This window comes from Tautonia sociabilis, assembly GCF_003977685.1.
Taxonomy (GTDB): Bacteria; Planctomycetota; Planctomycetia; order Isosphaerales; family Isosphaeraceae; genus Tautonia; species Tautonia sociabilis.
Window position 1 is genome coordinate 18,349 of sequence record NZ_RYZH01000023.1, and the last position, 17,939, is coordinate 36,287.

Below are 17,939 nucleotides of genomic sequence, written 5' to 3' on the forward strand. Positions count from 1 at the left end.
AGCAGGCCTCCACCCCCTCCCCGTTCCCGGGAACGGGGAGGGGGTGGGGGTGGATCGATCACTCCTTGCCGAAGCGGGCGTATTCGAGCATCTGGGCTTCCAGATCCATCGGGTAGGAGATGGCGACATCGACGATCTCGCCGTCGTCGTCGTACTTCGGCTCGAGGCGAGGCATGACGAAGCCGGTGTAGGAGGGGAGGTCGAGCGCCTCGACGCGGCGGACGACTTGGTCTCGGAGGGCGGGGTCGAAGCGAATGCCGAAGGCGTCGAAGAGGGCCTTGGCGGCGTCGTAGTCCCCCTCGGACTTGATCCGCTGGACTTCGGCGAGCAGCTCGGCGACGCCGGCTCGGAAGGCGTCGGGGTCGGTCATGACGTAGTAGGTCTTGCCGTCTCGCTCGCGGATCTCGATGGCGTCGGTGTTGGCGATGAGCCAGTGGACGACCATCTGGCGGTTCCGCATGTGGTCCTCCTCGATTTGGTCCCCCTCGGGGACGCGGCGGAGCTGGACCAGGGCGTTGCGGGTATAGTCCTCGTAGGCGGCCCGGGCCATCTCGGCCTGGTCCTCGGCGGAGACGAGGCCCAGCTCGGCGAGCTTCGGGTCGGGCATGAAGTACAGAGCGATCAGGTCGGCCCGCCCCTCCTCGAGGGCGGAGTAGTACTCCTTGATGGAGTCCTGCGGCTGGCCGTCGAGATCGTCGGAGACGCGGCCGGAGGCGTGTCCGATGACCTCGTGCATGTTCACGAGCAGCTCCTTGGCCAGGCCTCCCCAGCGCTCGGCTCGTTCGACCTCCCCTTCGTCCCAGGCGAACTCGGACCGGAAGGCAGTGGGGGTGGAGCGGTCGTACGCCTCGATGACGTTCGAGAGGGAGACGGACTTGCTGCCGAATCGCTCTCGGACCTCCTGGTCGTTTGGCAGGTTGATGCCGATGGGGGTGACGGGGCCGCAGTCGCCGGTCTCGATGACCACCTCGATGGCGTTGGCGGTGATGCCAGTCACATCCGGCTTGCGGTAGGCCGGATCCCAGGGCATGTGGTCCTCGAACCACTGGGCCTCGGCGGCGAGCGTCTTGATGTCGGCCGTCTTCTCCTCGTTGACGTAGAAGACGGCGGCCTCCCACGAGCCCTTCACGCCTCGGGCGTCCATGTAGACCTCGGTGAAGCCGTTGATGGTGTCGACCTGGGCGTCGGTGTCGCGCACCCAGGCGATGTCGTAGGCCTTGCGATCCTCGACGGTGCCGGACTGGTAGTACGTGATCAGCGCCTGGAGGGCCTCGGCGGTTGGATCGGGGGCGAAGGCGGCGGCGTCCTCCAGGTGCTCGATGATGCGGCGGATCTCCTCCGAGTAGCGGCCTCCGATGCGGTAGGGCTCCTCAACGAGCGTGCCGTCGGGACGCTTCACCAGGCGGGAGTTGAGCGGGTAGACCTCCTGGAAGCCGACGAGGTCGGCCATGGAGACGTTGACATACAGGTTGTTGGCGCTGTCGAGCAGGATGTCGCCGCCGGGGGGAGGGGTCTTGTTGGTCACGATCGGCTTGAAGTCGCGGTCGAAGAACATCGGCTCCAAGCGGCCGACAAGCGCCGCGACCGACTCGCCCCCCTCGGTGGGGAAGTCGGCCCCGTTGAGGTCGGCGGTGAGGGCGGCCTCGAGCAGGGCCTCAGGGGAGCACTCGAGGAGGAACTTGCGGGCGGTCAGGTTGTTATAGGGGCCGGAGTTGATCCAGAAAAGCTTGGCGTAGCGCCGGATTTCGGCCAGGGTGTCGGCGTCGATCCCCTCGGGGTGGGAGAGGATCCCTTCCAGGATTCCTCGCATGCGAAGCCCGTAGGGGGAGCGCTGGTCGTAGTAGATATCCCGCCCGGCGATCGCGGCCTGGTAGAGGTGCCAGATGAGAATCTTCTGCTGAAGGGGGAGGCCCTCGAAGCCATCGGCGTACAGTTGCACGACGGCGGCGTCGCCGATGCGTTCGAGCAAGTAGTTCCGGTCGACGGCGGCCTCGGGCTCGTCGGCCGGGGCGGGGGGCGTCGGGACGATCGCACCCCAGAGGAGGGCGGGGAGGATCAGCGGGAGCGGTCGCATCGTGTGGGCTCCTCGGTTCGGTCGATCGGGAGGGCGGGCGGCATGGCCCGTCGCCGCCGCGGGCGAGGACAGGCGGACGGGCTCCCATGATAGCCGGGAGGCGGGGGGCGGCCCAGCCGGCGAGCGGAGCGCCTGCGGGCCCGATCCCCGGGCATCCCGGACGCCAGGCGCCGGAGGGGGCCTCGGCCGATCCGAGGGGCCGGGGGTGCCTCCTCGCATCGGCTGCCGGCTTGCTCTAAAGTAGAGCGATCGTCGGCGGGGCCGCGTCGAGGTCCGAAGTCGCCGGCGCGTCTCGGGGTCGGCTGGGGGTCGATTGATGGATCGGAACGTGCGCGAGGCGTTCGCGCTGGCCCGGGAGCGGTACGCCGAACTCGGCGTCGACGTCGACCGGGCGATCGACCGCCTGGGCCGGCTGTCAGTCTCGCTGCATTGCTGGCAGGGGGACGACGTGGTCGGGTTCGAGGGGAGTAGCGGCGAGATTGGCGGCGGCCTCGCCGTCACCGGCCGCTACCCGGGCCGGGCGAGGGACGGCGACGAACTCAGGGCGGACCTCGACCGGGCACTGAGCCTGATCCCCGGCTCGCACCGCCTGAACCTCCACGCCAGCTACGCCGAGGCTCCCGGCCGGCCGGTCGACCGCGACGCCCTCGGCCCCGAGCACTTCTCCCGGTGGATCGACTGGGCGAAACGCCGGGGCGTCGGCCTCGACTTCAATCCCACCTTCTTCGCCCACCCGCTCGCCGCCGACGGCCTGACCCTCTCCCACCCCGACCCGGCCATCCGACGGTTCTGGGTCGACCACGGCATCATCTGTCGTCGCATCGGCGCGGCGTTCGGCGAAGCGACCGGCACGCCTTGCGTCACGAACCTCTGGATCCCCGACGGCTCGAAGGATCTGCCGGTCGACCGCAAGGGGCCTCGCGAGCGGCTGCTCTCCTCGCTCGATGCGATCTTCGCCGAGCCGATCGACTCGGCCCGGAACAAGGACGCGGTCGAGGGGAAGCTGTTCGGCATCGGGGCCGAGGCGTACACGGTGGGATCGCACGAGTTCTACCTGGCCTATGCGGTCTCCCGCGGCAAGCTGCTCTGCCTCGACGCCGGGCACTACCATCCGACGGAGGTGCTCTCCGACAAGCTCTCGGCCGTGCTGGCCTTCCTCGACGAGGCCCTGCTGCACGTCAGCCGGGGAGTGCGGTGGGACAGCGACCACGTCGTCACCCTTACGGACGAACTCGACGCGATCGCTCAGGAGCTGGTCCGAGGCGACTACCTCGGCCGGGTTCACCTCGGCCTGGACTTCTTCGACGCGAGCATCAACCGCGTGGCCGCCTGGGTCATCGGCGCCCGGAACCTCCTGAAGGCCCTGCTGCGGGCGCTGCTGGAGCCGATCGACCGGCTCCGGGCATTGGAGGCCGAGGGGGACCTGACGGGCCGTCTCGCCCTGCTGGAGGAAGCGAAGCTGCTCCCCTCGGGGGCGGTCTGGGACTACTACTGCCAGGAGCGGGGCGTGCCGGGGGGCATCGAATGGCTCGACGCGATCCGATCGTATGAGCGCGACGTGCTGGCGAAGCGCGTCGAGGCGGGGGCGTGATCGTGGAGACGCTGCTCCGGCTGACCGGCATCGGCAAGGCGTTCTCGGGCGTGCAGGCCCTCCAGGGTGTCTCGTTCGACCTGAGAGCGGGCGAGGTGCATGCCCTGGTGGGCGAGAACGGTGCGGGGAAGTCGACGCTCATCAAGGTGATCACCGGCGCCCATCAGCCCGACGAGGGGACGATGGAGGTCCTCGGCCTCCCGGTCGAGGAGAACGACCCGGTGCGTTCCCGAGCGCTGGGAATCGCGGCGATCTACCAGCAGCCCGCCCTGTTCCCCGACCTGACGGTGGCCGAGAACATCGCGCTGGGGCTGGAGCCCGGCGGGCCGTTGCATCTGGTGCGCTGGCACGATCGAAGGCGGCGGGCCAAGGCGCTGCTCGACCGGATCGGCGCGACGATCGACCCGGAGGTCGAGGTCCGCCGCCTGACGATGCCCGAGCAGCAGCTTGTCGAGATCGCCCGGGCGTTGGGGGCCGACGCCCGGATCCTGATCATGGACGAGCCGACCGCCTCGCTGGGCGATCAGGAGGTGGAGCACCTGTTCGCCGTCGTCCGCGAGCTGAAGGCCCAGGGCGTGGGAATCATCTACATCTCGCATCGCCTGGAGGAGCTTCCCCAGGTGGCCGACCGCGTGACCGCCCTCCGGGACGGCCGACTGGTGGGTACCCGGGCGATGGCGGAGGTCGACCGGGCGGAGCTGATCCGCATGATGGTCGGCCGAGAGCTGTCCGCGGTCTTCCCGAAGGTTGAGGTCGAGCCGGGAGCGGTCGTGCTGGAGGTGCAGGGGCTGGGATGCCGGGCCTCGGGGGTGCGAGACGTGAGTTTCTTCGTGCGATCGGGGGAGATCCTCGGCCTGGCCGGGCTGGTGGGGGCCGGCCGGACGGAGACGGCCCGGGTGCTCTTCGGCCTGACCCCGGCCGACTCGGGGACGATCCGGCTGGACGGTCAGCCGGTGCGGATCGAGTCTCCCGACGACGCGGTGGCGCTGGGAATCGCTTACGTGCCGGAGGACCGCCGACGGCACGGGATCATCCCGCCGATGTCGGTCGCCTCGAACGCGACGCTGGCGACGCTAGGGGCCATCTCGACGTTCGGCCTGCTCGATTTCCGCAAGGAGCGCACCCTAGCCGCGACGATGGTCGATCGGCTGGGGGTGAAGACCCCCTCGATCGACTCCCCTGCCGGTGTCCTCTCCGGCGGCAATCAGCAGAAGGTGGCCCTGGCCCGATGGCTGGCGAGCGGGCCTCGCGTGCTGATCCTGGACGAGCCGACCCAGGGGATCGACGTGGGCGCCAAGGCGGAGATCCACCGCCTGATGGGGGAACTGGCGAAGCAGGGAATGGCGATCGTCATGATCTCGTCCGAGTTGCCTGAGATCCTGGGCATGAGCGACCGGATCGCCGTGATGTACGGGGGGACGATCGTGGGGACGGTGGACCGATCGGCGGCGTCGCAGGAGGAAATCCTCCACCTGGCGCTCGGGCACGAGGCGAGGGAGGCGGCGGGACGATGAGGCTCGGTCGCTACCGGAGGGAGCTGTCGGTGCTGGTGGCGTTCGCCGCCCTGATGGCGGTGCTGGCCGTCGTCGCGCCGCGGTTCTTCCGGGCGGGGCAGTTGATGGCGGTGGCGGTGCGGAACGCCCCGGTGGTGGTGGCGGCCGTGGGCATGACAATGGTGATCGTGTGCCGGCACATCGACATCTCCATCGGCTCGCAGTTCGCCGTTTGCGGCGTTGCCGCCGGCCTGATGGCGAAGGCGGGGCTGCCGATCCCGATGGTGGCCGCGGGCACGCTGGCGGTCGGCGCGGCCCTGGGGGCGGCCAACGGCTGGCTGGTGGCGGTGGTGGGCCTGCCGTCGATCGTCGTCACGCTGGCGACGATGGTCATCTGGCGAGAAGCCCTCCGCTACGGCCGGCAGGGGGCGTTCGTGAGCGACCTTCCCGAGGGGTTCCAGTGGTTCGGCGCCGGGCAGTCGGCCGGCCAGTGGCTCATCCTGGCGTCGGCGATGCTCCTCTTCGGGGCGTTCTCCTGGGGCCTGCGAAACCTTTCGGCCGGCCGGGCGATCTACGCCACCGGGTCGGATCCCGAGGCCGCCCGCCTGGCCGGCGTGCGCCCGGCCCGAGTGGTCTTCGGCGTCTTCGTGGCGATGGGGATGCTGACCGGGATGGCCGCTCTGCTCAGCGCCGTGCGGTTCGTGGACGTGGACCCAAACGCGGGGACCGGGCTGGAACTGCAAGTGATCGCGGCGGTGGTCGTGGGAGGAGTGGCGATCTCGGGGGGGCGAGGGTCGCCGGTCGGCAGCCTGATCGGCGTGGCGCTGCTCGGGTCGATCGGCCCGGCCCTGGTGTTCCTGGGGACCGAGCCGCAGTGGGAGAAGGCGGTGCAGGGGCTGATCATCCTGCTCGCGGTGGCGACCGACGCGCTGGACCGGGGGGACCGCTGACATGGCGACGACCACCGGGACGACCATCGGCCAATCAACCCCGCCGAGGCCGGGCCGGGTCGAGCCCGCGCAGGCGGCACTGGGAGCGTTGCTGGCGCTAGAGATCGTGATCTTCGGGGCCATCGGCACGAACTTCCTCACCGTGACCAACGGCTTCGAGGTGCTTCGGCTGAGCGTCGAGATCGGCCTGCTCGCCGTGGCGCTCACGCCGGTGATCGTCGGCGGCGGGATCGACCTGTCGGTCGGCTCGCTGATGGGCCTGGCGGCGGTCGTCTTCGGCTCGCTCTGGCGAGACGCGGAGCTGCCGATCCCGATGGCGGCGGCGCTGGCGATCGGGCTGGGGGCGCTGGCCGGCTTGCTTAACGGACTGGTGATCACGCGATTGCGCATCCCTCCGCTGATCGTCACCCTCGGCACCTTCTCCCTGTTCCGGGGGCTGGCCGAGGGGATGACGGGGGGCGTGGACAATTTCACCGACTTCCCGTCGGGGTTCCTCTTCCTGGGCCAGGGCTACCTTGGCGGCGTGGTGCCGGCGCAGGTGCCAATCTTCGCCGCGGTGTCCCTCGGCTTCTGGGTGCTGCTGCACCGCAGCACGGTCGGCCGCGGCCTGGTGGCCGTGGGGTACTCGCCCGAGGGGGCGAGGCACGCGGGCCTTCGGGTCGATCGGCTGGTGACGCTGGCCTACGTCCTCTCCGGGACGGCGAGCGGGCTGGCGGCGGTGATCTACGTCGCCCACCTCGGCCAGGCGAAGGCCGACGCGGGCCTGGGATACGAGCTGCTGGCGATCACGGCGGTGGTGCTCGGCGGCACCTCCATCTTCGGCGGTCGGGGGAGCGTGGTCGGCACGCTGCTCGGCCTGTTCACGATCGCCGTCTTGCAGAACGGGATGCGGCTGGCGGACCTGCCGGCCGAGCTGTCGGGCGTGCTCACCGGCGCCTTGCTGCTGCTGGCCATCGGCCTGGATCGCCGGACGGGGAGGGCCTCGCCGACGACCTCCAGAGGGCATGCGCATGTCGATTCCGACGAGGAGTGGACCGTGAAGAACTCGCAGGTGGCCGTGATCTGCGCCGTGATCCTCGCGGCCGGCGCGATCGTCGCGGCCAGCAACGTGTACGTGGTGCGATCGCTCACCGATCGGCTTGTCGGTGCCGGCGGCCCGACCGCCCCGTCCTCGGCGACGGCCGATGCGTCCGCCCCCGGCCGCCGGCCGATCACCGTGGCGATGATGCCCAAGAGCAAGGGGAACGCCTACTTCATCGCCTGCCGCAAGGGAGCCGAGGAAGCCGCCGAGGAGCTGGGGGTCAACCTCATCTGGGACGGCCCCACCGACCCCGACCCCGCCCGCCAGAACCAGATCATCGACACCTGGATCACCCGGGGCGTCGACGTGATCGCCGTCGCCGTCGAGAACCGCGATGGCATCGCCTCCGTCTTGAAGAAGGCGATGGATCGCGGCATCACCGTCATCACCTGGGACGCCGACGCCGCGACCGACGCCCGCACCTTCTTCGTCAACCAGGCCACCCCCGAGGGGATCGGCCGCACCCTGATGGACACCGCCGCCGAGATCATGGGAGGCGACGGAAAGTTCGCCATCATCACCGCGTCCCTCACCGCGGCGAACATGATCTCCTGGCAAGAGCAGATCGAGCTCCGGCGGGCGGAGAAGTACCCCGAGATCGAAATGGCCGTGCTCCGTCCCTGCGACGACCTCCAGCAGAAGGCCTACGACGAGGCGATCAACATCATGAACGCCTATCCCGACGTCGAACTGATTATGGCCATCTGCACCCCCGCCGTCCCCGGCGCCGCCGAGGCGGTCAAGCAGTCCGGCCGAGACGACGTGAAGGTGATCGGCCTCGGCCTGCCGAACGACAACAAACGATACGTGCACGAGGGGATCACCAAGGCGGTGATCCTCTGGAACTCGATGGACCTGGGCTACCTGACCGTCCACGCCGCCAAGGCCCTGGAGGACGGCACCCTGAAGCCCGGCGACGATCGGTTCGAGGCCGGCCGCCTCGGTTCGGTCGACATCCGGGGGGACAACATCCTGCTCGGCGAGCCCTTCACGTTCACCGAGGCGAACATCGACCAATTCGATTTCTGATCACGATCGGAGCCCTCGTCATGTTCGACCGGATTCGCGTGCTCACCCCCCTGCTCTGCCTCGCCCTCGCCGCGCCGGCCCTGGCCGGCGGCTCGCCGGCCGAGCAGGAGTGGATCCCGCTCTTCAACGGCAAGGACCTGACCGGCTGGACCCCGAAGATCACCGGGTTCGAGGCCGGCGAGAATTTCTCGGACACGTTCCGCGTCGAGGACGGCGTGCTGAAGGTGTCCTTCGACGGTTACGACGGGTTCGGCGATCGGTTCGGCCACCTCGTCTCGGATCGCTCGTTCTCCGAGTATCGCCTTCGGATCGAGTACCGATTCGTGGGAGAGCAGTGCCCCGGTGGGCCGTCCTGGGCCCGTCGGAACAGCGGCGTGATGATCCACAGCCAATCGGCCGAGAGCATGGCGAAGGACCAGAACTTCCCCGTCTCGATCGAGGTCCAGTTCCTCGGCGGCCTCGGCGAGGGGGAACGGCCGACGGCCAACCTCTGCACTCCCGGCACCAACGTGGTGATGAACGGTAGGCTGCACACTCAGCACTGCACCAACTCGACGTCAAAGACGTACGACGGCGACCAGTGGGTCACGGTCGAGGTTGAGGTGAAGGACGGGACGATCAAGCACCTCGTCGACGGGGAGGTCGTCATCGAGTACGAGCAGCCCCAGTACGACCCCACCGATGCGGACGCGAAGCGGCTGATCAAGGGGGATGACCTCCGGCTGACCGAGGGGCATCTCGCCTTGCAGTCGGAGAGCCATCCGATCGAGTTCCGGAAGGTGGAGATCCTGCCGCTCGACTGACGGATTGTGGCGGCTCGATCGGGGAGAGGCCGGGGGAAGGATCCGCTTCCCCCGGCCTCGGCCCCTGCCGTCGGCGAGCCGATCAGGCCAGCAATTCCGGCACGACCCTCCCGTGGACGTCGGTCAGGCGGAAGTCTCGGCCCTGGAAGCGGAAGGTCAGCCGCTCGTGGTCGAAGCCGAGCAGGTGGAGGATCGTCGCCTGGAGGTCGTGGACGTGCACCGGGTTCTCGACCACGGAGAAGCCCAGCTCGTCCGTCTCGCCGTGGCAGTAGCCGGCCCGGGCGCCGCCGCCGGCCAGGAAGACGGCGAAGCAATCCGGGTAGTGGTCGCGGCCGAGGATGCTGCCGGCGGCGGTGCGGCCCTCGCGGAAGGGAGTCCTCCCGAATTCTCCTCCCCAGACGACGAGCGTCTCGTCGAGCAGGCCGCGGGCCTTCAGGTCCTTGATGAGGGCGGCGACGGGGCGGTCCATCGTGGCGCACTTCTGGGTGAGGCCGTCGCGGAGGTCCTCGCGGGGGTTGGTGCCGTGGAAGTCCCAGCCCCAGTCGAACAATTGCACGTAGCGGACCCCCTGCTCCACCAGCCGACGGGCCAGCAGGCAGTTGTTGGCGAAGCTGGCGGCCCCGGGACGAGCGCCGTAGGCCTCGATGGTTTCGGGAGACTCTCGAGAGATGTCCATGACCTCGGGAACCGACATCTGCATGCGGAAGGCCAGCTCGTACTGGGCGATCCGGGTTGCCGTCTCGGGATGGCCCAGCTCCTGGGCCTGCATCGCGTTCAGCTCGTGCAGGGCGTCGAGGCTCCTTCGGCGGAGGTCGCGGTCCATGCCGGGCGGGTCGGAGACGTACAGCACCGGATCTCCCTCGGAGCGGCACTGGACCCCCTGGAAGACGGAGGGCAGGAACCCGCTGCCCCAGGCCCCCTGCCCCGCGCTCGGCTGGACGCCGCTGGAGATGAGCACGACGAATCCGGGCAGGTCCCGGCTCTCCGAGCCCAGTCCGTACGTCACCCAGGAGCCGAACGACGGCCGACCCTGCCGGGGAGAGCCGGTGAAGAGCAGCAATTCGGCCGGGGCGTGGTTGAACTGGTCGGTGTACATCGACTTGACGAGGCAGATCTCGTCGGCCACCTCGTGCAGGCGGGGGACGGCGTCGGACATCCAGATGCCGGCCTCGCCGCGGGGGGCATAGGTCCGGGGGGTGCCCAGAAGCTTCGGCGTCCCGGTGGTGAAGGCGAACCGGCGGCCCTCGAGGAACTCAGCGGGGCAGTCCTCGCCGCTGTGCTTGACCAGTTCGGGCTTGTAGTCGAACAGGTCCAGATGAGGCGGGGCACCAGACATGTGCAAGTAAATGACGTTCTTCGCCTTCGGGGCGAAGTGCGGCGGCCGGGGAGTCATTGGGTCGGTCGCCGGCCGGGCCTGATCGGCGGCCCGGGCGCCATCGTCGAGCAGCGAGGCCAGGGCGACCGCGCCGAGCCCGACCGGCATCCCCTGGAGGAAGTGGCGGCGGGTGACGTGCTGCAGGCGTTCGGTGCGGGGATCCATGGTCGTCTCACCTCGCGTTCGGCTTCGGGGCGATCCGGGGGCACCGCTCATCGCTTCAGGAACATCTCGTCCAGATTCAATAACACGTTTCCGACGACCGTCCAGGCCGCCAGCTCGGCCGCGTCCATTCCCTCGGGGAGCGGGCCGAGGGGGTCGGTGGCCATGCGGGTCGCGGCGTCGGAGGCGTCGGCAAAGTCGGAGCGGGCGTCCTGGAAGAGGGAGACCAGGGCGGCCACCTCCTTCTCGGAGGGCTCCCGACCCAGGCAGAGGCGGACGCCTCGCCGGGCGCGGCCCTCGGTCGAGTCGCCCCCCTCGCGGACCATCCGTCGGGCGAGGGCCTGAGAGGCCTCGACGAACACCGGGTCGTTGAGTGTTACAAGGGCCTGGAGCGGCGTGTTCGTGCGGTCGCGGCGGACGGTGCAGACCTCGCGGTTGGGAGCGTCGAAGGTGGTCATCGACGGGTAGGGGTTGGTGCGGCGCCACTCGGTGTAGAGGGCGCGCCGGTAGCGGTCCTGCCCCGTGCTGGTCGGCTTGTCGATGGCGCTGCCGAAGGCGGCGTTCAGGCCCGTCTGGGGCCGGGGAGGGTTGACCGGCGGGCCGTGCATCCTCGGGCTGAGCAGGCCGGAGACGAACAGCGCCTGGTCCCGGATCATCTCGGCCGACAGGCGGAACCGAGGCCCTCGGGCCAGCAGCCGGTTGTCCGGGTCGCGCTCGAGCAGCTCCGGAGTCACCCGGGACGATTGTCGATACGTGCTCGACGTGACCAGCAGCCGGAAGAACGCCTTCAGGTCCCAGCCCGATCGGACCAGTTCGGTCGCCAGCCAGTCAAGCAGCTCCGGGTGCGTGGGCAGCTCGCCCTGGGAGCCAAACTCCTCGCTCGTGGAGACGAGTCCTCGGCCGAAGATTTGCTCCCAGCAGCGGTTGGCCACCACTCGGCTCGTGAGCGGGTTTTCCTCGCAGACCAGCCATCGGGCCAGGCCGAGGCGGTCGGGTTGGGCCCCGTCGGGGAGGTTGTGGAACGCGGCGGGGACTCCGGGGGGCACCTCCTCGCCCAGATCCCGGAAGTTTCCCCGGCGCTGGATACGGGTGGTGCGGCGATCGCGCTCGGGCTGCTCCTGCATGATGGGAACGGTGGTGTAGGGCGTCAGCTTCCGCTCCAGCTCGGCCAGGCGCTCGCGTTCGGCTTTCAAGAGTGGAGTGATGCTCAGGTAATACTCCGTCAGCTTGCTGGCCTGATCCTTGTCCCGGTCCTCGGGGGCGATCTTCAGGATCTCCCGGATCGCCTCGGGAGCCTTCGCCGCCTCCGAGTCCGGCTCGGGCTCGGCCGGGAACGAACGCTCCCACTCGGCCTGGGCCTCGAGGAGTTCGGGGGTCGGGGTCGAGAGGGTCGCGCGCAGCTCGGCGGCCTCGCGCTCCCAGTCGGCCTTGTGGGCCTTCTGCTCGTCGGTGTAGAGGGGGAGCGTGGGGGCCTCGTCGCGGCGGTCGGCGTCGGCGGTGGTGTTCAGGATGGCGAAGAGGCGGAAGTAGTCGGTCTGAGGGATCGGGTCATACTTGTGCGAGTGGCACTGGGCGCAGGCGATCGAGGTGCCCATCCAGACCGTCATCGTGGTGTTCACGCGATCGACGATGGCGGCGTTGCGGAACTCCTCGTCGTCGGTGCCCCCCTCGCTGTTGGTCATCGTGTTGCGGTGGAAGGCGGTGGCGACGAGCTGCGACTCGGTCGGCTCGGGGAGCAGGTCGCCGGCCAGTTGCTCGATCGTGAACTGATCGAAGGGCATATTCGCGTTGAAGGCGTCGATCACCCAGTCGCGATATGCCCAGATCGTCCGAGCCGGGTCGTCGGCGTATCCGGCCGAGTCGGCGTAGCGGGCCAGGTCGAGCCAGAGCCGGGCCATGTGCTCGCCGTAGGACCGCGAGGCGAGCAGGCGGTCCACCAGTGACTCATAAGCATCAGCCGATTGATCGGCGAGGAAGGCGTCGACCTCCTCGGGGGTCGGCGGCAGGCCGGTCAGGTCGAGGGAGACACGGCGGATGAGGGCGGCGCGGTCGGCCTCGGGAGCGGGAGAAAGCCCCTCGGATTCCAGGCGGACGAGGATGAAGCGGTCGATCGGGTTGGTCGGCCAGGACGGGTCGCTCACTTCGGGGGGGGTGGGGCGAGCGGGGGGAACGTAGGCCCAGTGTTCGGCGTATTCGGCCCCCTGCTCGATCCACCTCCGCAGCAGCGCGGCTTCCTCGGGGGTGACGGTCTTGCCGAACGAGGAGGGGGGCATGACCTCGAGCTCCTCCTCCGACTCAACGCGGTAGATCAGCTCGCTGGCGTCCGGGTCGCCGGGGACGACCGCCGCGTAGCCGCCGCGGTCGGCGGTGGCGTCTCTGGCGCGGTCGAGGCGGAGGTCGGCCTGGCGTTCGGCCTCGTCGGGGCCGTGGCAGGCCAAGCACTTGTTGGAAAGGATCGGCCGGATGTCCCGGTTGAAGTCGACCCGCCCGCCGTCTTCGGCCGCGGCGGCGAGCGCGGCGGCCGACGCGGAGACGATCGCGCCGAGGAGAATTCGAACGATCATGCGAGCAGCTCCTGGACGATGCGCCCGTGGACGTCGGTCAGCCGGAAGTCGCGGCCCTGGGAGCGGAAGGTCAGCCGCTCGTGGTCGAGCCCGAGCAGGTGGAGGATCGTCGCCTGGAGATCGTGCACGTGCACGGGACGCTCCGCCACGTGGAAGCCGAGGTCGTCGGTCGCTCCCAGCGTCTGCCCGGCCTTGATGCCGCCGCCGGCCAGCCACATGGTGAACGCCTGCGGGTGGTGGTCGCGGCCGAGCTTGCGGCCGAGCGTGGCGTTCGACTCGACCATCGGCGTGCGGCCGAACTCTCCTCCCCAGACGACGAGCGTGTCGTCGAGCAGCCCCCGACGCTTCAGGTCCATCACCAGCGCGGCGGCGGCTCGGTCGGTCTGGCCGCACTGGTTGCGGAGGCCCCCTTCCACGTCGGAGTGGTGGTCCCACCCCTCATGGTAAAGCTGAACGAAGCGGACCCCGCGCTCGACCATCCGCCGGGCGAGCAGGCAGTTGTTTGCGAACGACACCCGGCCGGGCGTCGCACCGTACAGCTCCAACGTCTCGCGAGACTCGCCGGCCAGGTCCATCAGCTCCGGGGCGCTGGACTGCATCCGGTAGGCCATCTCGTACGAGGCGATCCGAGCGGCGATCTCCGGGTCGCCGACCCGGCCGAGATGCCGTTCGTTGAGCGATCGCACGAGGTCCAGCGAATCGCGCTGGAGTTCGTCGTCGTATCCCGGAGGGCTGGAGACGTTCAGGATCGGATCCCCCTCCGACCGGAAGACGACCCCCTCGAACGCCGTCGGCAAAAAGCCGCTGGACCAGTTGGCCGCTCCTCCGCTGATGCCGCTGCCGGAGGAGAGCACGACGAAGCCGGGGAGGTTGTCCGCCTCGCTGCCGATCCCATAGGTGACCCACGACCCCATGCTCGGCCTCCCCGGCAGCGGAGAGCCGGTGTTCAGGAAGATCTGGGCCGGGGCGTGGTTGAACTGATCGGTGTGCATCGACCGGACAATGGCGAGTTCGTCGACCACCTTCGCCAGATGCGGAAGCACTTCCGAGAGCTCGGCGCCGGACTGGCCGTGCCGGGAGAACCGGAAGCGGGGGGCAAGCAGGCTGGCGTCGCGTCGGATGAAGGCGTACCGCTGATCCTTCACCACGTCGGCCGGCACGGGCTGGCCGTCGTACGTCGAGAGGGTGGGCTTCGGGTCGAACAGGTCGAGCTGGCTGGGGGCGCCGGCCATGAACAGGTAGATGACGTGCCTCGCCTTCGGGGCGTAGTGGGGGGGCTTGGGCGCCAGCGGGTTCGCCAGTTCGCCGCGGGTCGCGTCTGAGGCGGGCGCCGGTTGTCCGCCGAGCAGCAACGACGCCAGGGCCATCTTGCCCACGCCGACGCCGCAATCGCGGAAGAAGTGCCGACGGGTGGCGGCCTGGAGGCGCTCCCGGGCGGCGATCGCGAGCAGGGTTCGGCTCGGGGGGGGCATGGTCGGCCTCATTCCGGGGTGATCGTCTCGTCCAGGTTCAGCAGCGCCCGGGCCACGACGGTCCACGCGGCCAGTTCGACGGCGTCCTCGTTGTCGGTGCCGGCGATCGCTCGGGCGTCCAGCTCTCCGGCCTCAAGGCGGGCACGCTGGACGGCGAGGAAGTCGAGGATCGCGGCGATCTCGGTTGCGTCGGGCCTCCTCGCCAGACAGAGGCGGAAGGCCCGGACGGCCCTCTGCTCGTCGTCATCCTGGGGGACCTCGCGGGCGACCCGTCGGGCGAGTGCCTGCGCGGCCTCGACGAACACCGGGTCGTTCAAGAGTGTGAGCGCCTGCAACGGGGTGTTCGACCGTTCCCGCCTCGGGCAAGTAACCTCGGACGTGGGGGCGTCGAAGGTGATGAACGCCGCGAAGGGGGCGGTTCGCTTGGTGAACGTGTAGAGGCCTCGGCGGTATCGGTCGGGGCCGGTGCTGGTCGGCCAGGCCGGGCCGCCGTAGGCCAGGGCCGTCACCCCGTCGGGCTGGGGCGGGTAGACGCTCGGCCCCCCGACCGTCTCGACCAGCAGGCCGCTGGCCGACAGGGCGAGGTCCCGCACCAGCTCCGCGTCCAGCCGGACCCGGGGCCCTCGGGCGAGCAGGACGTTCTCCGGATCGCGCTCGAGCAGTGTCGGCGAAACGTCGGAGGCCTGCCGGTAGGTCGCGCTGGTCACGATCAGCCGGTGCATCTCCTTGAGGCTCCAGCCCCGCTCCATGAAGGTGACGGCCAGCCAGTCGAGCAGCCCCGGGTGCGACGGCGGTTCTCCCCTCGTGCCGAAGTCATCCACGGTGGCGACGATCCCCCGGCCGAAGTGCCCTTCCCAGAGGCGATTGACCGTGACCCGGGCGACCATCGGGTTCTCCTCGCTGGCGATCCAGCGGGCGAAGGTGAGCCGGTCGCGCGGCTCCCCCTCGGGGAGCGGGTGCAACACCGCAGGCACGCCCGGCTCCACCGCTTCTTCCGGTGAGAGGAACTCGCCTCGCCGGTGGAGGTGTGTGGTGCGGGCGTGCTCGGGGCGGCGCTCTTGCATGACCATCGTGGTCGGGAAGTCGGGCAGCGCTTCCCTGAGCCGGGCGATCTCCTCATGCTGTTCGGCCAGCTCGGGGGCAATCGACAGGTAATATCGTGTAATCCGCTCCCGTTCCTTTTCGGATCGCTCAGGGGCCGGGACGCGGGCGATCGCCTCCACGTCGGCGGGAAGGCCGGAGGCGACGATGGGGGCCGGGTCCGTCGTGATCGAGACGCGGAAGCGGCCGATAGTCATCTGATGGATATATTCCTGCCGCATCGTCAGCACGAGCGTCGTCCGGCTGCCGTCGCCGACGGGTTCGGCGAATCCGAAGACCGCCGCATGGGGACGGCCGATCGCTCCCTTGACGTTCCATCCGGTGTCGGGGACCTCATCGACCGCCTTCGCCGCCGGGTGCCCCTGCTCCGAGTAATCCTCCGAGGCGTTCGCGATCGCGACTCGAGCGGTCTCGCCCTCTTCGGGGACGGCGTCCACCTCGAATTCGGTGAGCAGGAAATCGCCCACGGAGAACAGAGGGGCCCTCCCCGGCCCGCCGTCCGGCAGGCTCTCGTGGGGAAGGACTTCCAGCCGGAGGCCGGTGATGCCGGTGAGATCCGTCTCCAGTTCGACCGTGTACACGTCCTGATTCGGCTTGTCGCCGCTGACGAGCACCGAGGAGTCCTCCAGCACCTCCATCGTCGCGCCGTTCTTCGAGGAGAGCCGGGTTGGGGAGATCGGGGTCCAGTCGTGGGTCCGTAGCGAAGCCTCCCACCGGGCCATCGCCTCGGCGAGGTGCTGGCGGCGGGCCTCGTCATCCGTCAGGCCGGGGGCTCGCCGATCGGGGAGGGGGAATCGGTCGGCCAGGCCGGCGACGATCGTGTCGATCTCCGCCTGGATCTCCGCCCGGCGGCGGGCGATCTCGGGGTCGGGAACGGGCAGCTCCGGCTCGTCGGCGTTGTTCAGGAAGGCGAAGAGCTGGTAGTACTCGCGCTGGGTGATCGGGTCGTATTTGTGCGAATGACACTGGGCGCAACCAACGGTGAGCCCGAGCCAGGTCGACCCGGTCGTGGCCACTCGGTCGACGATCGAGGCGAAGCGGAACTCCTCGACGTCGATGCCCCCTTCCTCGTTGATCATCGTGTTCCGGTGGAAGCCGGTGGCGATGCGCTGTGCGGTTGTCGCGCCGGGGAGCAGGTCGCCGGCCAGTTGCTCGATCGAGAACTGATCGAAGGGCATGTCGGCGTTCAGGGCGTCGATCACCCAGTTCCGGTAGGGCCAGATCGATCGCTCGCGGTCCTTCTCGTACCCGTTGGTGTCGGCGTATCGGGCGAGGTCCAGCCAGCGGCGTCCCCAGCGCTCGCCGTAGTGGGGAGAGGCGAGCAGGCGGTCGACCAGCGACTCGAAGGCGGTCGGCGACTCGTCCTCGAGGAAGGCGTCGACCTGCTCGGGGGTCGGCGGCAGGCCGATCAGGTCAAGCGAGAGGCGTCGGATGAGGGTCGAGCGGTCGGCCTCGGGAGCGGGAGAAAGGCCCTCCGACTCCAGCCGGGCGAGGATGAACCGATCGATCGGGTTGCGGGGCCAGCCGAAATCCCGCACCTCGGGGGGCTCGGGTAAAACCGGGGCCCGGAAGGCCCAGTGGTCGCTGCGGGGGGCCTCGGCGGGGGTGTCGTCCTCGGACCACTCGGCCCCCTGGTCGATCCAGGACCGGATCAGGGCGACCTGATCCCGGGTGAGCGGATCGCCCGAGGGGGGCATGACCGAGAGGGGGTCGAGGCCGGCGACCTTCTCGACCAGGAGGCTCTTGGCGCCGTCTCCCGGTTCGATGACCGGCCCGGAGTCTCCCCCGGCCAGGGCGTCGGCCCGGTTGTCGAGCCGAAGGCCTCCCTTGCGGCGGTCGGGGCCGTGGCAGGAGAGGCAACGCTCGGCGAGGATTGGCCGGATCTGCTCCTCGAACGCCACCGGGTGCTCCACCGGAGGGGGCAGCCCGGCCTCATCCTGCCCCCAGGCCAGGGGGAGGGACGACGTCGGAATCAGGATCGCGAGGCCGGCGAGGAGCCAGTCGATGCGGACACGGGCCATCGGATCACCATCCGGGGCTCGGGGAGGGGGCGAGGCGGGGTGTCGATTCAGCGGGGCGGCGCGAGTGCCGGTCGGGGGTGGGGGAGGGGATCGTGAAGACCCCACCGAATCTATTGTGAGAGAACCATTCGGAGGATGCAATTGGGTTCGACGCGAATCGATCCGATCCTGACCCGGCGCTGAGGAGGACGACGATCCTTCGGAATCGGAGAGCGAACCCGAT

General features: G+C 69.6%; 10 protein-coding genes. 5 read left to right on the top strand and 5 right to left on the bottom strand.

All coding sequences use genetic code 11. The features are described from left to right. Window positions 1–58: 58 nt before the first annotated feature. On the bottom strand, window positions 59–2,074 hold the full coding sequence (locus TsocGM_RS12910) for a dipeptidyl-peptidase 3 family protein (RefSeq protein WP_126725791.1): 2,016 nt from the start codon (window positions 2,072–2,074) through the stop codon (window positions 59–61). Between the two features lie 316 nt (window positions 2,075–2,390). Between TsocGM_RS12910 and TsocGM_RS12915 the strand changes: the two genes are divergently transcribed. From TsocGM_RS12915 to TsocGM_RS12935, 5 genes are read left to right on the top strand one after another with little or no spacing between them, the layout of a single operon-like run. Further along, a complete protein-coding gene (locus TsocGM_RS12915; RefSeq protein ID WP_126725792.1) occupies window positions 2,391–3,665 on the top strand; it encodes an L-rhamnose isomerase in 1,275 nt (424 codons plus the stop codon). Window positions 3,666–3,667: 2 nt separating this feature from the next. Beyond that, on the top strand, window positions 3,668–5,179 hold the full coding sequence (locus tag TsocGM_RS12920; protein ID WP_126725862.1) for a sugar ABC transporter ATP-binding protein: 1,512 nt from the start codon (window positions 3,668–3,670) through the stop codon (window positions 5,177–5,179). Next, window positions 5,176–6,108, top strand: a complete 933-nt coding sequence (locus TsocGM_RS12925; RefSeq protein WP_126725793.1) for an ABC transporter permease — start codon at window positions 5,176–5,178, stop codon at window positions 6,106–6,108. Before TsocGM_RS12920 ends, TsocGM_RS12925 begins: the two co-directional genes overlap by 4 nt. A gap of 1 nt (window position 6,109) precedes the next feature. Further along, window positions 6,110–8,218: a substrate-binding domain-containing protein gene (locus TsocGM_RS12930; RefSeq protein WP_126725794.1), complete on the top strand. Its 2,109-nt coding sequence runs from the start codon at window positions 6,110–6,112 to the stop codon at window positions 8,216–8,218. A gap of 20 nt (window positions 8,219–8,238) precedes the next feature. Further along, window positions 8,239–9,021 (top strand): 3-keto-disaccharide hydrolase, encoded by a 783-nt coding sequence (locus tag TsocGM_RS12935; protein WP_126725795.1) that lies wholly within the window; start codon window positions 8,239–8,241, stop codon window positions 9,019–9,021. Window positions 9,022–9,103: 82 nt separating this feature from the next. Here TsocGM_RS12935 and TsocGM_RS12940 read toward each other — a convergent pair whose 3' ends face one another. The 4 genes from TsocGM_RS12940 to TsocGM_RS12960 are packed head-to-tail and all read right to left on the bottom strand — an operon-like array spanning window position 9,104 to window position 17,716. After that, entirely contained in the window at window positions 9,104–10,561 is a 1,458-nt protein-coding gene (locus tag TsocGM_RS12940) for a DUF1501 domain-containing protein (protein WP_126725796.1), read from the bottom strand. A 47-nt stretch (window positions 10,562–10,608) separates the two neighbouring features. Continuing rightward, entirely contained in the window at window positions 10,609–13,122 is a 2,514-nt protein-coding gene (locus TsocGM_RS26500; protein WP_199756776.1) for a PSD1 and planctomycete cytochrome C domain-containing protein, read from the bottom strand. Beyond that, window positions 13,119–14,606 carry a DUF1501 domain-containing protein gene (locus TsocGM_RS12955; RefSeq protein ID WP_391732384.1) on the bottom strand — a complete coding sequence of 496 codons (1,488 nt, stop codon included), beginning with the start codon at window positions 14,604–14,606 and terminating at the stop codon, window positions 13,119–13,121. The genes TsocGM_RS26500 and TsocGM_RS12955 overlap by 4 nt, the downstream gene beginning before the upstream one ends. After that, window positions 14,603–17,716, bottom strand: a complete 3,114-nt coding sequence (locus TsocGM_RS12960) for a DUF1553 domain-containing protein (protein WP_126725797.1) — start codon at window positions 17,714–17,716, stop codon at window positions 14,603–14,605. Before TsocGM_RS12960 ends, TsocGM_RS12955 begins: the two co-directional genes overlap by 4 nt. Window positions 17,717–17,939: the final 223 nt, after the last annotated feature.

Bases quoted from the DNA above. Each gene is read 5' to 3' on its own strand.
- TsocGM_RS12935 (WP_126725795.1), top strand. From the start codon at position 8,239: ATGTTCGACCGGATTCGCGTGCTCACCCCCCTGCTCTGCCTCGCCCTC.
- TsocGM_RS26500 (WP_199756776.1), bottom strand. From the start codon at position 13,122: ATGATCGTTCGAATTCTCCTCGGCGCGATCGTCTCCGCGTCGGCCGCC.
- TsocGM_RS12910 (WP_126725791.1), bottom strand. From the start codon at position 2,074: ATGCGACCGCTCCCGCTGATCCTCCCCGCCCTCCTCTGGGGTGCGATC.
- TsocGM_RS12915 (WP_126725792.1), top strand. From the start codon at position 2,391: ATGGATCGGAACGTGCGCGAGGCGTTCGCGCTGGCCCGGGAGCGGTAC.
- TsocGM_RS12930 (WP_126725794.1), top strand. From the start codon at position 6,110: ATGGCGACGACCACCGGGACGACCATCGGCCAATCAACCCCGCCGAGG.
- TsocGM_RS12940 (WP_126725796.1), bottom strand. From the start codon at position 10,561: ATGGATCCCCGCACCGAACGCCTGCAGCACGTCACCCGCCGCCACTTC.
- TsocGM_RS12960 (WP_126725797.1), bottom strand. From the start codon at position 17,716: ATGGCCCGTGTCCGCATCGACTGGCTCCTCGCCGGCCTCGCGATCCTG.
- TsocGM_RS12925 (WP_126725793.1), top strand. From the start codon at position 5,176: ATGAGGCTCGGTCGCTACCGGAGGGAGCTGTCGGTGCTGGTGGCGTTC.
- TsocGM_RS12955 (WP_391732384.1), bottom strand. From the start codon at position 14,606: ATGAGGCCGACCATGCCCCCCCCGAGCCGAACCCTGCTCGCGATCGCC.